Genomic DNA, 14,138 nt, shown 5'->3' with positions numbered 1-14,138 from the left:
ACGCTGGCCGGATGCCGGTGACCGTTCTCCTCGTCGACGACGAACCCCTCGTACGCGCCGGTCTGCGGGCCGTGCTGGAGGCACAACCCGACATCGAGGTCGTCGGGGAGGCTGCTGACGGGGCGGCGGTCATCCCGCTCGTCCGGCAGCTGCGGCCCGACGTGGTCGCCATGGACGTACGGATGCCGCTGCTGGACGGCATCGAGGCCACGCGCGCGGTGCTGCGGACGATCGACGATCCGCCGAAGATCCTCGTGGTGACGACCTTCGAGAACGACGAATACGTGTACGAGGCGCTGCGGGCCGGCGCCGACGGGTTCCTGCTGAAGCGGGCCCGGCCGGCCGAGATCGTGCACGCGGTGCGTCTGGTCGCCGAAGGGGAGTCGCTGCTCTTTCCGGCCTCCGTACGGCAGTTGGCCGCCGAGTACGGCGACGAAGGCGGGAACCGGGCCGCCCGTGACGCGATGGAGCGGGCCCGGCTGACCGAGCGGGAGGCGGAGGTGCTGCGGCTGATGGCCCGGGGGTTGTCGAACGCGGAGATCGCCGCCCGCCTGGTCGTCGGCACGGAGACGGTGAAGTCGCACGTGAGCGCCGTACTGGCGAAGCTCGGCGCCCGGGATCGCACGCAGGCCGTGATCGCCGCGTACGAGTCGGGGTTCGTGGCACCGGGCTGACCCGCCCGCCGCGCCGGGTGCGGGACGGACCGGTCGGTGGACCTGACGTGCCCTGGCACTCGCCGGGGTCCGCCGCGCCGAGTACGATCCGGCCAACACGCGCACGAGCTGGGAGGACGGGACGTTGGGGCAGCTGACCGGCGGGGATCCCTCGCTGCTGCGAAGGATCAACTCCGCGGTGGTGCTGCACGCGCTGCGTGCCACGGACGCGGCGACACTGACGGAGATCACCCGGGTGACCGGGCTGTCCCGGCCGACCGTCGAGGGTGTCGTCGAGGGGCTCATCGAGGCGGGCTACGTCGTCGAGAAGGCGGCCGACGAGAGCGTCGTACGACGCCAGGGGCGGCCCGCGCGGCGCTTCCGGTTCCGGGCCGAGGCCGGGCATCTGCTGGGCCTGGACATCGGGTCCCACCGGGTCGCCGCGCTCCTCGCCGACCTCGACGGCCGGGTGCTCGGCTCGGTCGCCAAGGACGTCGACGAGACGGCTCCCGCCGACGAGCGCCTGGAGCGGCTGCGCACCGCGGTGGCCGAACTGCTGCGCCGGGCCGGGGTCGCACGCGGCTCGCTGCGGGCCGTGGGGGTCGCCTCACCCGGGATCGTCGAGGCGGACGGCACGGTGCGGTTGTGCGCCGCGCTCCCCGAGTGGACGGGGTTGCGCCTCGGTGAACGGCTGAGCCGGTCCTTCAAGTGCCCGGTGCTGGTCGAGAACGACGCCAACGCCGCGGCCGTCGCGGAGCACTGGAAGGGTTCGGCCACGGAGTCCGACGATGTCGTGTTCGTGCTGGCCGGGCTGAGCCCGGGGGCCGGTTCGCTGATCGGCGGACAGCTGCACCGGGGGTACGGCGGGGCGGCCGGCGAGATCGGCGCGCTGCATCTGCTGGGCAGCGAGGTGACGCCCGAGACGCTCCTGTCCACCACCGACGAACCGCTGCACCCGCTCGACGAACAGGCCGTCGCCAAGGTCTTCGCGCAGGCCCGCGAGGGCGACCAGCGGGCTCGCGCGGCCGTCGACCGCTTCATCCAGCGGCTCGTCCACGACGTGGCCGCACTGGTCCTGGCCCTCGACCCGGAACTCGTCGTCGTCGGCGGCTGGGCGGCCGGCCTGGACGGCGTACTGGAGCCGCTGCGCCGCGAGTTGGCGCGCTACTGCCTGCGCCCGCCGAAGGTCGCCCTGTCCCTCCTCGGCGAGGCCGCGGTGGCGACGGGCGCGCTCCGGCTCGCCCTGGACCACGTGGAGGAGCAACTGTTCGCCGTGGAGGGCACGGTGACGGCGCGGCGCTGAGACGGTGACACCGCAACGTGCTGTGCCCCGGAACTCCTCCGGGGCACAGCACGTTGCGCGAGTCCGGGTCTCAGAACACCCGGCGGCTTCGGGTCTCAGGACACCCGGCGAGTACCGCTCTCAGGACGCCTGACGCTCGGGCCCCTGGTGGATCTCCACGCCTCCCGAGTCGCCGAAGGTCAGACGGCAGGTGTCCGCGCGGTACGTGGCGACGGAGAGTGCCGCGGTGCGGCCGTCGGCGAGGAAGCGGGTGGTGACGACGAGGACGGGCGCGCCCGGGAGCCGGTCCAGTTCCTTGGCGTCGTCCGCGCGCGCGGAGCCGAGCTCCACGGAGCTGTCGCGCCCCTCCAGCTCCAGCCGGTGCAGTTCGCGCAGCACCGCACGCGCGCGTGCCGGTCCGGACGGCGCGTCGATGGCGGAGAGGTCGGGCACCGACGACTCCGGGATGTAGAGCAGCTCCGCGGCGACGGGCTGGCCGTGCGAGACGCGCGAGCGGCGCACCGTGTACACCGTCTCGTCCGGGCCCAGCTCGAGCGCGGCGGCGACGGCCACGGGCGGGGCCGCCGGCGTGCAGTCGACGGCCTGCCAGACGTCGTCGGCCGCCCCCGGCCAGGCGTGCTGCTCCGGGCCGACGGCGACGCCCACGCGCGGCGGGGCGACGGTCGTGCCGACACCTCGGCGGCGCTGCAGCCTGCCTTCCAGCTCGAGCTGCTCCAGTGCCTGGCGGAGCGTGGCGCGGGCGACGCCGAAGCGGGCGGCGAGGTCGCGTTCGTTCGGCAGGATCTCGCCCACGGAGAACTCGGAGTCCAATGCCTCACTGAGCACGGTCTTGAGATGCCTGTACTTCGGTTCCGGTACCGATTCCAGCTGCGTGGTCCCCACCCTGTCCTCCGCAATCGCCGTGGTCCGGCGGCGTTTTAGCGCCCTTGTTTATTAAAGGTTGTTGCACTTATCTGCGACCATAGGGCGGCCCAAACCCTTGGTCAAGACCAATCCTGGATCCGATACGCAAGGCACAGGACACTTGCCGCGCAGCGTTCACACAGGGTTCGTACAGGGCCGCCCTTTCCCGCCTAGGGAGTGGCCAGCGAAAGCAGCTTGTCCGGGTTGCGGATGATGTAGACCGCCTGGATGCGGCCCTCGAAGACGTCCACCTGGAAGACGCTGTCGGGCTTGCCTTCCGACAGCACCACGACCGCGAGGCCGCCGTTGAGCTCCATGAAGCGGTAGGACTGGTCCGGCACGCCCTTCTGGGCGGCTCCGACGAGGAAGCGGCCCACCTTGTCGGCGCTCTCCAGGATCCGCAGTGGCGCCTTGGACTTGCCGCCGCTGTCGCCCACGAGCCGCACGTCGGGCGCGAGCAGCGCCATGAGACCTTCCAGGTCCCCGTCGCCCGCGGCGGCGAGGAACCGTTCGGTGAGTTCACGGCGCCGGTCGGGATCCACCTCGTACCGCGGCCTTCGCTCCTCGACATGCTTGCGGGCCCGCCCGGCGAGCTGGCGCACCGCCGCCTCACCGCGGTCGAGCATGGCGCCGATCTCCGCGTACGGGTAGCCGAAGGCCTCCCTGAGCACGAACACGGCCCGCTCCAGTGGTGACAGCGACTCCAGGACGACGAGGACGGCCAGCGAGACGGAGTCGGTGAGCGCGGCACGCTCGGCGGTGTCCGGGACGGCCTCCCCGAAGTCGGTCGCATACGGCTCGGGCAGCCACGGGCCGACGTACGCCTCCTTGCGCGCCTTGACCTGGCGCAGTCGGTCGATGGCCAGGCGGGTGGTGATGCGCACCAGGTAACCGCGCGGTTCGCGCACGTCGCCGCGGTCGGCGCCGGACCAGCGCAGCCAGGCCTCCTGGACCACGTCCTCCGCATCGGCCACCCGCCCGAGCATGCGGTAGGCGACCCCCAGCAGGACGGGGCGGTGCTCTTCGAAGACATCGGTCTCGGTTTCGGTGGTCACGGCTCCATCCCATGCGACGCGTCCGGACATGTCCAGGAGAAATCCACGTGTCCGGGAGCAGAATGACCTGCGGGCCGCCGGCGGTCGGCGGCCGGGTTCGCGGAGGTGGCCATGCGGTACGCGGTTCTGGGCACGGGCGACGTCGGCCGTACGCTCGGCGGCAAGCTGGCGGAAATGGGCCACGAGGTGACTCTGGGTTCCCGCACGAAGGACAATCCCACCGCCCTGGAGTGGGCGCGGAACGTCGGCGGGGGAGCACGGGCCGGTACGTTCGCGGAGGCCGCTTCCTCCGCCGAGGTGGTCGTGGTCGCCGTCGGCGGGCGGGTGGCGCTCGCCGCGCTGGAGGCGGCCGGGGCGGAGAACCTGGACGGGAAGGTCGTCGTCGACGTCTCCAACCCGATGGCGTTCGAGGACGGGGAACTGCGGCTGTCCCCCGTCGAGTCGGACAGCGTGGGCGAGCAGATCCAGCGCGCGTTCCCGCACGCGCGCGTGGTGAAGACCCTCAACACCGTGAACTGCGCGGTGATGGTGGATCCCTCGCTGGTGCCGGGCGAGCACCAGGTCTTCGTGTCCGGGGAGGACACGAGCGCCAAGGAACAGGTCAGGGGCCTGCTCGGGGAGTTCGGGTGGCCGCCGCACCGGGTGCTCGACCTGGGCGGGATCCGGTCGGCACGCAGCGTGGAGATGCTGCTGCCGCTGTGGGTCGACCTCTTCGGTCATTTCGGGCACTCGGAGTTCAACTTCGAGGTGCGCAGGGGGCATTGAGGGCCGTACGGCCGCGCGGTCGGCCGCATCAGGGGGCTACCCGTCGGTAGCAATTGCTGACAAGCTGTCTACACGGCGTCCATCAGCGAGCCCCACACGAGGAGCACCTCCATGTCCGCCACCGTCTCCTTCAAGGTCCCCTCTCCGCGCGGCCCTCAGCCCGTGACCGTCTCCTACGCGCGCGTGGGCAGCGGCGAACCGCTGCTCCTGCTGCACGGCATCGGTCACCACCGGCAGGCCTGGGACCCGGTGGTGGACATCCTCGCGACCGAGCGCGACGTGATCGCCGTGGATCTGCCCGGGTTCGGCGCCTCCCCGGGCCTGCCGGACGGACTCGCCTACGACCTGCCCACGACGACCGCCGTGTTCGGCGCTTTCTGCGAGGCGCTGGAGCTCGACCGTCCGCATGTGGCGGGCAACTCGCTCGGCGGTCTGCTCGCCCTGGAGCTCGGTCGCGAGAAGCTCGTGCGGTCCGTGACCGCCCTGTCCCCCGCGGGGTTCTGGTCCGAGGCCGAGCGGCGCTACGCCTTCGGCATCCTGGTCACCATGCGGCAGATCGCCCGGCGACTGCCGCTGCCCCTGGTGGAGCAGCTCTCGCGCTCGGCGGCCGGCCGGACGATGCTGACGAGCACGATCTACGCCCGCCCGGGCCGCCGTTCACCCGAGGCCGTGGTTGCCGAGACGCTGGCCCTGGTGCAGGCGACGGGGTTCGACGCGACTCTCCGGGCCGGCAGCGCCGTCCGGTTCACCGACGACATCCCCTCCATGCCGGTCACCGTCGCCTGGGGCACCAGGGACATGCTGCTCCTGCGCCGTCAGGGGGTTCGCGCCAAGCAGCTCATCCCCAAGGCCCGGCTGGTGCGGCTGCCCGGCTGCGGGCACTGCCCGATGAACGACGACCCCGCGCTCATCGCCCGCGTCCTCCTCGACGGCAGCCACTGACTCGGCACGCCTCCGGGTCAACGCGCCGGATCCGAGGGCGACTCCGGTGCCGACCAGAGCACTGCCGACGGCCTGGGCGGCCCCGTAGGAGCCCGTTCCGACGAGCGGGGCGGTGCAGGCCGCGGCGACCGGGATGAGGCCGGAGAACAGCGTGGCGCGCTCCGCTCCGATCCGCTGCATGCCCATGTACCAGCAGACGAAGCCGACCACGGTGACGACCGCCGCCTGCCACAGCAGCGCGGCGGCCTCGGTGGTGTCGGGCCGCCGCAGCCATGCCGTCCCGTCCACGAGCAACCCGGCCGCCGCGGACTCGACCGCCGCGACGCCGCACACGGTGGCGGACAGCAGCCGGGGGCCCAGGGGCCGCAGGACGGGCACGGCGAGTACGGCGAAGCCGACCTCCCCGGCCAGCGCGCAGACGGAGAAGGCGATCCCCGTGCCGTCCGTACGCCCCCACCCCTGGACCGTGAAGGCGCCGAAGGCGACCAGCAACGCCCCGTACAGGACCGTGCGTTGGGGCCGGCGGCCGTCCAGGGCCGGGACCACCACAGCCACGACCACGGGTGCACATCCCACGAAGACGCCGGGCACCGCCGGTTCCGCGGAGCGCTCGGCCGCGATCACGGCCAGGTTGAAGCCGACCATGCCGACGGCTGCGAGGAGCGCGAGGCGGAGCCAGTGACGGGGCGAGAGCCGCCGCAGCCGTGCCCTCGCTCCCGCGCCGGCCGGCGGGAGGAGCAGCAGAAAGGCGAGGCCGTAGCGCAGGAACTGGCCGCCCGCGTACGGGTAGTGGCCCAGGACGCTGTTCGCGGTGAAGGACCCTCCGACGAGGACACAGGCGAGCGCGGCGAGGAGGGCCCCGCGCGCGGTGGTGGCGTTCATGGCAGCGACGCTAGGCAGCGGGGCGGTCCGGTTTAAGGTCCATTTCCATGACGCCATCGGAGACCAATCGGGACGGGACGCCTGATCCGGCCCGTCCGGCCCGGAGTGCGGATCCCGGTCATGCGGGCTCCCCCGCCTGGGAACTGCTCCTGCCGGCCGCCTCCGCGCCGGCACGCACGCGTGGACGTTCGCTGCAGGCGGCGCTGCGCGAGGCGGTACGGACGGGGCGGCTGGCGCCGGGCACCCGGCTGCCGTCGAGCCGGGATCTCGCCGCCGACCTCGGGGTGTCGCGGGGACTGATCACCGAGGCGTACGAGCAGCTGACGGCGGAGGGCTATCTGCGCAGCGGGCGAGGAGCGGGCACCTGGGTGGGAGGCGCCGTACGGGCAGCGCCCCCACGCGCGCGTGATCTCGCCCCGCGCTCCCCCGGTACGCGCGCCGACTTCGTGCCCGGCACGCCGGATCTGTCGCTGTTCCCGCGCGCGGCCTGGTCCGCGGCGCAGCGCGGAGTCCTTGCGGAGATGCCGCACCAGGACCTCGGCTATCCCGACCCGCGCGGGCTGCCCCGGCTGCGTACCGCGCTGGCGGAGCTGCTGGCGCGCCGTCGCGGTGTGGTCGCGGACCCGGAGCGGATCGTGATCGTCTCCGGGGTGGCGCAGGCGACCACGCTGCTCGGATTCGTGCTCCACGCGCGCGGGTTGCACACCGTGGGAGTCGAGGATCCCGGGAGCCCCCAGCACGACGCCCTCTACGCCTCGGCCGGGGTCACCACCGTGCCCCTGCCGCTGGACGACGAGGGACTCGTGGTCGGACCGCTGCGGGACTCGGGTGTGCGGGCCGTCGTGACGACGCCCTCGCACCAGTTCCCCACCGGCATCGCGTACTCCGCGCACCGCCGCACCGAACTGCTCGACTGGGCGCGGTCCGTGGACGGGCTCGTCCTGGAGGACGACTACGACGGCGACTTCCGCTACGACCGCGCTCCCGTGGGCGCCCTGCAAGGACTCGACCCGGAACACGTGGCCTACACGGGTTCGGTCAGCAAGTCACTCGCTCCGGGTCTGCGGCTCGGCTGGCTGCTCGTCCCGGAGTCCCTGGCCGACGAGGTCGTCGAGCGCAAGCGAACCATGGACCTCGGCCATCCCACCCTCGACCAGGCGCTGTTCGCCCGCTTCGTGGAGCGCGGCGACTACGACCGCCAACTGCGCCGCTGCCAACGCGCGTACCGCGAACGGCGCGACGCGCTCGTGGCCACGCTGGAGGAGCACTTCCCGGGCGCGGAGGTCGCCGGGATCGCGGCGGGACTGCACGTCATCGCCGCGCTCCCGCCCCGGTACGGCCCGCAGGACGGCTTCCTCGCGCGCGTGGCCGCGGCCGGCGTCGCCGTGCGCCCGCTGACGGACTACACGCACGCGCGGGGCGAGCACGACGAGGAGCGGGGCGTACGGCTGGTCCTCGGGTACGCGCATCTCTCACCCGCGCGGATCCGGGCGGGCGTACGGCTGATGGCCCAGGCCACGGACGGGTGACGGCGGGACGACGCGCCCGGCGAACGACGGGTGGCTCATCCCTTTCGCCGCCGCTGTCGCTCCCTTCGCACACCGGTTCCCTTGTCCCTGCGGTCAGTTGTTCACTTGTGGTTTCCGTGTGCGCTGCGCCGCACCAGTAGTTGTGGCATCGCACACTGGCCGGATCCCGTCCCTGGAGGCGCATCCATGTCACACCGTCCGTTCCCCGGCCGCCGCAGCGTGCTGCGCGGCTCCCTCGCCGCGTCGGCGGCCCTGACTCTGCCCACCGCCCTCGGCGCGGCACCGGCGTTCGCCCTCTCGGGGCGCCCCAAGGCGGGCTGGGGTGTACAGGCGGGAGACGTGACGTCCGACTCCGGGCTGGTGTGGGTGCGCTCCGACCGTCCGGCCCGGATGATCGTCGAGACGTCCGCGACCGACTCGTTCAGCAACCCGCACAGGTGGCACGGTCCGCTGCTCGGCGCGGACACGGACTTCACCGGCACGACCCGGCTGCGCGGACTGCCGTCCGGCGAGCAGATCCACTACCGCGTCCTGCTCGCCGACCCGGACGACCCGCGTCGCACCGGCGAGCCCGTCACCGGCACGTTCCGTACGGCGCCCGCGAAGCGGCGTCACGACGTGAAGTTCGTGTGGTCCGGCGACCTGGCGGGCCAGGGCTGGGGCATCAACGAGTCGATCGGCGGTTACCGCATCTTCGACGCCATGGCGAAGCTGGACCCGGACTTCTTCCTGTGCAGCGGCGACAACATCTACGCCGACGGCCCGATCTCCGCCACCGCCACGCTTCCGGACGGCAGCGTGTACCGGAGCGTCACCACCGAGGAGAAGTCGCACGTCGCCGTCACCCTGGACGACTACCGGGGCAACTTCCGCTACAACCTGCTGGACCGGGCGCTGCGCCGGTTCAACGCGCAGGTGCCGAACATCATCCAGTGGGACGACCACGAGGTCCGCAACAACTGGTACCCGGGTGAGGTCATCGGCACCGGCACGCCCTACCCGGCCGGCACGAAGCTCGACGACCTGGCGGTGCGCTCCCGGCAGGCCTTCTCCGAGTACTTCCCGATCTCCACCATCAGCCGCCGCCCGGACGGGCGGATCTACCGCGTCGTCAACCACGGCCCGCTCCTGGACGTGTTCGTGCTCGACATGCGCACCTACCGCAACGCGAACTCGGCGGACGACCAGACGACGGACCCGGTGGGCATCCTCGGCCGCGAGCAGTTGGAATGGCTCAAGCGGGAGCTGTCGAAGTCACGCGCCATGTGGAAGGTGATCGCCAACGACATGCCGCTCGGCCTGGTCGTGCCCGACGCGAACGAGGGCAAGCCGAACTTCGAGGCCGTCGCGCAGGGCGACCCGGGCGCGCCGCTCGGGCGCGAGCTGCAGATCGCCGAACTGCTGCGGTTCATCAAGCACCGGCGGATCACCGGCACCGTGTGGCTGACGGCCGACGTGCACCACACCTCGGCGCAGCACTACGACCCGTCGCGGGCCGCGTTCAAGGACTTCGAGCCGTTCTGGGAGTTCGTGTCCGGTCCGCTCAACGCCGGCGCCTTCCCGGCCAACGCGCTCGACGGCACCTTCGGCCCGGAGCGGGTGTTCGTGAAGGCGCCGACGGCCTCGAACGTCTCGCCGGCCGAGGGCTACCAGTTCTTCGGCGAGGTCGACATCGACGGGGACAGCGGGGAGCTGACGGTGCGTCTGCGCGAGCAGGACGGCACCCTGCTGTTCACGCAGGTGCTGCAGCCGGGCCGGGTCGGCCAGTAACTCCCGTACGCTTTCTCCGGAGCCGCGCACCGGCGTCATCCCCCGGTGCGCGGCACCTTTCCGCGCCCCCGAACTCGCCCTGCCCACCAGCGTTTTCGCAGGTCAGGGCCGATTGTCAGTGGTCGCCTCTACGGTTTTTCCATGACGCGATCTTTGCAGGCCGTGGCCTATCGCCGACCCTCCGCGCTGGAGTCCTCGGCGGGTGAACAACGCCTGGGACTCGAGACCTCACGGGGTGCGACTCCCTCCGGCGTCAAGGACCATCCCCGCTTCTTCGCGGGGTTCCTGACGTCCCCTCAGACGGCTGCCGCCGGACTGCTCGCGGTGGCTGACGTGGCCGCCGCGCGGTACTACCAGCGACAGTTGCGCGCCTCGCTCGACCCGGTGGTGACGGGCAACGGCGACCGGCTGCGCTTCGAGTCCTTCTCGGGCTGCGGCGGGGTGTACGCCCGCCTGGACGTGCTGGAGCAGGGCCTCGACGGCGGCGAGGTGGGGCACGGCACGACGAACGTCGACGTCAACAACCCTCTGCGCGAGGCCCTCTCCCGAATCGGCTCGGACGATCCGCTCCATCTGCGGGTCGGGCCCGAGGAGTTGGCCGTCACCACGCTGGACGGTCCGGTCGTGGAGAAGAAGGTGCCGCTGCCGGACCGGTGGCTGCGGGGGTTCGCGGAGGCCCAGGTGATCGCGGCCGGCTTCGATCTGCGGGCCGAGCTGCCCGCGGCCGAGGCCGTGCGGTTCCTGCGCGCGCTGCCGCGCGGCGGAGGGCGCGGCGCCTCGGTGGGTCCGCGGTGGGTGGTGCCCGCGGGTCGCACCCTGCGGCCGACCACTCGGCCGGTGCCGGGCGCGGTGTGCCTGCCCGGCCCGGAGCGGCTGATCGCCCTCCAGCGCGTACTGCGGCATGCGACGGCCCTGCGCGTCTACGGCCCCGCGGCCGCCGGTGCCGCCTCCGCGGCCAGTGCCTGGGAGGCCGTCCTGCCCGGGATGCGGCTGACGCTCACGCTGTCGCCGGACGCCTCGCGCGGGTTCTCCGGAGAGGGCGGTGTCCTCGACGCTCTCGCCACCGACGAGGCCGCCGAGGACGCGGAGCTGATCTCGGTGCTCCTCGCATGGGAGCCCCGCATCGACGTCGCCGACCTCGCCGCCTCCTCGGGCCTGCCTTCCGAGCGGGTCCGGGCCGCCCTGGTCCGCCTGGGCACGTCGGGCCGCGTCGGATACGACACGGCGGAGGCGGCCTACTTCCACCGTGAACTGCCGTACGACGCCGAGCGCGTGGAGCGCCACAACCCGAGACTGCGGTCGGCGCGAGCGCTGGTGGCCGCGGGCGCGGTCGCCCTGGACCGTGCGCTCGGGACGGTGACGGCGCAGGACGGTCACGTGCACCGTGTGCGGGACGAGGCGGGGACGCTGAGCTGCAGCTGTCTGTGGTGGGCGAAGTACCGGGGCGGGCGCGGGCCGTGCAAGCACGCGCTGGCGGTGCGGATGGTGCGGCGGGGTGGCGCCGCGGTGCAGCAGGACAGGACACGAGTCGACGGGGGTGTGCGATGAGCTCACTGATGGATTCGGTACGGGCGGGGCGGACGGCCGAGGTGGTGAGCCTCCTCGACGAGATGACGGATGCCGAACGGCGGTCTCTCTTCCCGGAGTTGAAGGCACTTCGCAAGGAACTGAGGACGGCTCCCTGGGAGGCGGAGTCCCGCCGCGCCCACCCGCCGCTGTATGCGGCCGGGGTGGCGTGCCAGACCGGTGCGGCCGGTGTCGCGGCCTGGATCGCCGCGAGCGACATGGGCTGGGCGCCGACGTCTCCGGCCCTGCTGCTCCGCCTGCTGGGCGACCGTCCTGCGGAGTGGATCGCCGACGTGACCCACCGGCTCGCGCAGCGCCCGCCCTCCTCGGGGGTGCCGTTCGAGCTGATGGCCGGTCTGGTACGGCTCTCGGGTTGCCCCGTGCCGACGACGGAAGCGTATGTGCGGGGCTGGGTGGAGTACACCGACCGCACCTGGCAGCGCGGCGGCACCGTGCTCGGCCGGTTGCGCCCGGACCCGCATCTGGCACAGCTCGTGGCCGCGCTCTTCGAGACGCACGACATCGGCGGCCGGTTGGAGTGGGGGGCCGCCGAGGGTCCGGACAGCTGGACCGGTGCGCTGGCCGGGCTCACCGCCGAGGGCGTCCTCGACCGCAAGGTGATGGTCGACGCGTGCGTGTCCCGCCTGCTTCGGGGCGGCACGGCGGCCGATCACCGGTTGTTCCTGCGGCTGTTGAAGCTCCTGGAGCTCAGTCGGGGCGAGGAGCGGGAGCGGATCGGCGACTGGCAGGCGCTGGCCTCCGACGCGGTCTCCCCGGTGGCCTCGCACGCCCAGTCCGTGCTGGGCTCCTTGGCTCTCGACGGCGAGCTGACGTCGGGTCAACTGGCGGAGATGTCGGGCGCGGTGCTCTTCCGCACCGAGAAGAAGCTGGTACGCGCCCAGCTCGTGCTGCTCGGGAAGATCCTCACCCGAGACGCCTCCTCGGCTCAGGAGCTGCTGCCCGCCGTCGCGCAGGCCTTCGGGCACGAGGACTCCGACATACAGGAGCGGGCGCTCAAGCTGGTGGAGCGCCATCTGAAGAAGGCCGAGTCGGCGGACGTACGGGCCGAACTGGCGGCCGCTGCCGGTCAGTTGATCCCTGCGCTCCGCGCCCGGGCGGTCCAGTCACTGGGCGCCGAGCAGGCGGCGCCCGAACCTCTGGTGTACGAGGAGGTGCTGCCTCCGGCCCCGGAGCCGGTGCGGTCGGCGCCCGCGCCGGAGTCGGTGGTGGAGCTCGCCGAGGAGGTGGGGGTGCTCATGGCGTCCGAGGGGGACGTGCCCACGTTCGAGCGGGCGCTGGACGGCCTGGTGCGGCATGCCCACCGGGATCGGGGTGCGCTCCTCGATGCGCTCACCGCCGTGGTCACGCGCCGCTGGTGGAACAGCACGGACACCGAGTACGTCCTTCACCCGGACGACCATTTCAGCCGCGTCAACGGCGTCTTCAACGCGGCGGACGGTCTTGATCTCCTCCTTGCGACTCTCCGGGGACGCGTGCGCACCGCGACGCTCCTGGGGTCGGTCCAGCGCGGGAGGACGGTCCAGGGCTGTGTGCACAGCGCGCTCTCCCGGGCCTTCGACGCCCGCCTGTGGGAGGTGGCGTACCGGCTGCAGACCGAACCGCTGCCGTTCCTGCTGTCGACGCCCACGTGGAGCACGGGCCTCCTGGAGCCGGACGAGCTGGTGGCCCGCCTCGACGAGTACCGGCGACTAGGCGCACGGGTCTCGGCGGCGGACTTCGCGCAGGCACTGCTGCGGGTGCGGCGCACGGACCGGGCGGCGGCCGCGGAAGCCGCCGAGCGCGCTACGGCGCTCGGCACGACGGAGGGCGCACGGCTCGCCCGATGGCTGACCCATCAGGGCCCCGACCTGCCGGCGAACCGAAGCCGGACCTCGGGCGACCGCATCCTGGTCGAATGCGGTGAACTCCCGGAGCTGCAGGAGGACTTCCCGCCGGAGTTCCGGCCGCTGGGCCGGCCGGTGAGCGTCGACAGGACGCGTTGGTACTGCCATCACTGGGACGAGGGCATACGACAGCACTGGCTCGCGGTGTTGCCCGAGAGGCGCGAGCTGGTGGCCATGCGGATGCTGCGGGATCTGTCCACCGTGGCCGTGGACGACGCCCGGGGCGCCGCCGCCTTCCTGCCGCCGCTGGCCGAGTCCGGCGGTGAGGCGGGCGAGGCCGTGCACCTGTGCCTGGCGTACGGGCTCGGCGCCCGGCATCCGGAGGACCGGCTCGCCGCCGTGGACGCGCTGCTGACGCTGGCGGCACGTGGTCAGCTCGACGCGGCCCGACTGGGCACGGATCTCGGCCAGTTGGTCCGGCGCGGGGCGGTGAAGCCGCTGCGGCTCGCCGAGTCGGCGCGGACGGCGGCGACCACGGGGGCGAACGCCACGATCTGGGAGATGCTGCGGCACACCCTGCCCGTCCTGCTCGCCGAGCTCGCGACGAACAGCCGGACAGCGTCGGCCCGCGGGCTCGGCGATCTGCTGGAGGTGGCCGCGGAGTGCGCGGAACGTTCCGGAGCGCGGGGCGAGCTGCCGCACCTGGCGCAGACGGCACAGCGCCGCGGCTCGTCCCGGCTGGTGTCGCAGGCCCGCCGGCTGCGCAGCGCGCTGACCCTGGAGGCGGCCGCCTGACCCCGCACAGGGCCCTGACCAGCCGTACCGCCCAAGCTCCTGCCCTCCGCGACACAACCGTCAAGAACTCAACAAAAGCCGCATAGCCATGCTTTACCCATCGGTCACAAAGCGTTCGTGATCACGCAACA

The 14,138-nt window shown here is 72.7% G+C and carries 10 protein-coding genes and 1 pseudogene; 8 read left to right on the top strand and 3 right to left on the bottom strand.

Going from position 1 to position 14,138, the window contains the following annotated elements:
- Window positions 1-11 precede the first annotated feature (11 nt).
- The gene (locus tag OG303_RS41795; RefSeq protein ID WP_405875118.1) at window positions 12-674 is read left to right on the top strand and encodes a response regulator; all 663 of its coding nucleotides are present in this window, start codon (window positions 12-14) and stop codon (window positions 672-674) included.
- Window positions 675-798: 124 nt separating this feature from the next.
- Window positions 799-1,956 (top strand): ROK family protein, encoded by a 1,158-nt coding sequence (locus tag OG303_RS41790; protein ID WP_405875117.1) that lies wholly within the window; start codon window positions 799-801, stop codon window positions 1,954-1,956.
- A gap of 120 nt (window positions 1,957-2,076) precedes the next feature.
- Here OG303_RS41790 and OG303_RS41785 read toward each other — a convergent pair whose 3' ends face one another.
- Both OG303_RS41785 and OG303_RS41780 read right to left on the bottom strand, forming a co-directional pair.
- Window positions 2,077-2,838 (bottom strand): GntR family transcriptional regulator, encoded by a 762-nt coding sequence (locus OG303_RS41785; RefSeq protein ID WP_405875116.1) that lies wholly within the window; start codon window positions 2,836-2,838, stop codon window positions 2,077-2,079.
- A 191-nt stretch (window positions 2,839-3,029) separates the two neighbouring features.
- Window positions 3,030-3,914: an RNA polymerase sigma-70 factor gene (locus tag OG303_RS41780; protein ID WP_405875115.1), complete on the bottom strand. Its 885-nt coding sequence runs from the start codon at window positions 3,912-3,914 to the stop codon at window positions 3,030-3,032.
- 111 nt (window positions 3,915-4,025) lie between these two features.
- Here OG303_RS41780 and OG303_RS41775 point away from each other — a divergent pair, with 111 nt between their 5' ends.
- Together OG303_RS41775 and OG303_RS41770 are read left to right on the top strand one after the other, a co-directional pair.
- Window positions 4,026-4,679 carry an NADPH-dependent F420 reductase gene (locus OG303_RS41775; RefSeq protein WP_405875114.1) on the top strand — a complete coding sequence of 218 codons (654 nt, stop codon included), beginning with the start codon at window positions 4,026-4,028 and terminating at the stop codon, window positions 4,677-4,679.
- A gap of 111 nt (window positions 4,680-4,790) precedes the next feature.
- On the top strand, window positions 4,791-5,621 hold the full coding sequence (locus tag OG303_RS41770; RefSeq protein WP_405875113.1) for an alpha/beta fold hydrolase: 831 nt from the start codon (window positions 4,791-4,793) through the stop codon (window positions 5,619-5,621).
- A gap of 93 nt (window positions 5,622-5,714) precedes the next feature.
- Here OG303_RS41770 and OG303_RS41765 read toward each other — a convergent pair.
- Window positions 5,715-6,503, bottom strand: a pseudogene (locus OG303_RS41765) (DMT family transporter); the annotation flags it as partial.
- A 47-nt stretch (window positions 6,504-6,550) separates the two neighbouring features.
- Here OG303_RS41765 and OG303_RS41760 point away from each other — a divergent pair.
- The 4 genes from OG303_RS41760 (at window position 6,551) to OG303_RS41745 (ending at window position 14,007) form a co-directional block, all read left to right on the top strand.
- Complete coding sequence (locus tag OG303_RS41760) at window positions 6,551-8,032, top strand: PLP-dependent aminotransferase family protein (RefSeq protein WP_405875112.1); 1,482 nt, start codon at window positions 6,551-6,553, stop codon at window positions 8,030-8,032.
- 186 nt (window positions 8,033-8,218) lie between these two features.
- Complete coding sequence (locus tag OG303_RS41755; RefSeq protein ID WP_405875111.1) at window positions 8,219-9,802, top strand: alkaline phosphatase D family protein; 1,584 nt, start codon at window positions 8,219-8,221, stop codon at window positions 9,800-9,802.
- A 141-nt stretch (window positions 9,803-9,943) separates the two neighbouring features.
- The gene (locus tag OG303_RS41750) at window positions 9,944-11,350 is read left to right on the top strand and encodes an SWIM zinc finger family protein (protein WP_405875110.1); all 1,407 of its coding nucleotides are present in this window, start codon (window positions 9,944-9,946) and stop codon (window positions 11,348-11,350) included.
- Window positions 11,347-14,007: a DUF6493 family protein gene (locus tag OG303_RS41745; protein ID WP_405875109.1), complete on the top strand. Its 2,661-nt coding sequence runs from the start codon at window positions 11,347-11,349 to the stop codon at window positions 14,005-14,007. Before OG303_RS41750 ends, OG303_RS41745 begins: the two co-directional genes overlap by 4 nt.
- The last annotated feature ends 131 nt before the right edge of the window (window positions 14,008-14,138 follow it).

Source organism: Streptomyces sp. NBC_00005 (genome assembly GCF_045160215.1).
Taxonomy (GTDB): Bacteria; Actinomycetota; Actinomycetes; order Streptomycetales; family Streptomycetaceae; genus Streptomyces.
Note: the sequence above shows the minus strand (reverse complement) of the source record. Positions and strands in the feature narration are given on the sequence as shown.

Excerpts from the sequence above, each read along its gene's own strand:
- OG303_RS41745 (WP_405875109.1), top strand. The coding sequence starts at position 11,347 with ATGAGCTCACTGATGGATTCGGTACGGGCGGGGCGGACGGCCGAGGTG.
- OG303_RS41770 (WP_405875113.1), top strand. The coding sequence starts at position 4,791 with ATGTCCGCCACCGTCTCCTTCAAGGTCCCCTCTCCGCGCGGCCCTCAG.
- OG303_RS41760 (WP_405875112.1), top strand. The coding sequence starts at position 6,551 with ATGACGCCATCGGAGACCAATCGGGACGGGACGCCTGATCCGGCCCGT.
- OG303_RS41755 (WP_405875111.1), top strand. The coding sequence starts at position 8,219 with ATGTCACACCGTCCGTTCCCCGGCCGCCGCAGCGTGCTGCGCGGCTCC.
- OG303_RS41795 (WP_405875118.1), top strand. The coding sequence starts at position 12 with ATGCCGGTGACCGTTCTCCTCGTCGACGACGAACCCCTCGTACGCGCC.
- OG303_RS41775 (WP_405875114.1), top strand. The coding sequence starts at position 4,026 with ATGCGGTACGCGGTTCTGGGCACGGGCGACGTCGGCCGTACGCTCGGC.
- OG303_RS41750 (WP_405875110.1), top strand. The coding sequence starts at position 9,944 with ATGACGCGATCTTTGCAGGCCGTGGCCTATCGCCGACCCTCCGCGCTG.